At 32.2% G+C, this 453-nt stretch carries 2 protein-coding genes; both read left to right on the top strand.

The genetic code is table 11. The annotated features are described in order from the left end of the window. The coding region (locus H0X95_RS36140) for a hypothetical protein (protein ID WP_230878357.1) at positions 1–231 on the top strand (231 nt) is incomplete at its 5' end. Then, positions 224–453 (top strand): hypothetical protein (locus H0X95_RS35730; RefSeq protein WP_196446439.1); only part of this gene is annotated, 230 nt, incomplete at its 3' end. The genes H0X95_RS36140 and H0X95_RS35730, both read left to right, overlap by 8 nt.

Genomic DNA, 453 nt, shown 5'->3' on the forward strand with positions numbered 1-453 from the left:
CTTATGGATCTATTTGAATATTACTTCATTCCTGTTACCATGAAACCTGCTTCTGCTGTAAATGGAGGAATACAAGAAATTAAATTCAGCGTTTCATTGACTATGGAGCCAACCATAATATTACCAATATTATTACAAGTTAAAAACTTAGTAATTGATAAGTTATATTATGATTATAGTGATAACCATTGGGTACTTGATGCAACATTTTGGGAGAAAAATAATGTATAAAAAAGTTTTAATTAGTCTTATTGGAGTAGGAGGAGCGTTTTTTTCTTCCATATCTAATGGGGAAGCAGACGTACAACAAAATATAAAAAATGCTGCTTCAGAAGTACGTGCTGAAAATGTAGTTACGGTCGAAAATTCTGCTACGCTAACTACTCCAGCAGTAACGAGTGAGGAATACAAAAGAGAACTTGAAGAATTCAGAAAGTTGCAACAAGATAATAT

Source organism: Burkholderia sp. 9779_493 (genome assembly GCF_015712215.1).
Taxonomy (GTDB): Bacteria; Pseudomonadota; Gammaproteobacteria; order Burkholderiales; family Burkholderiaceae; genus Burkholderia; species Burkholderia cenocepacia.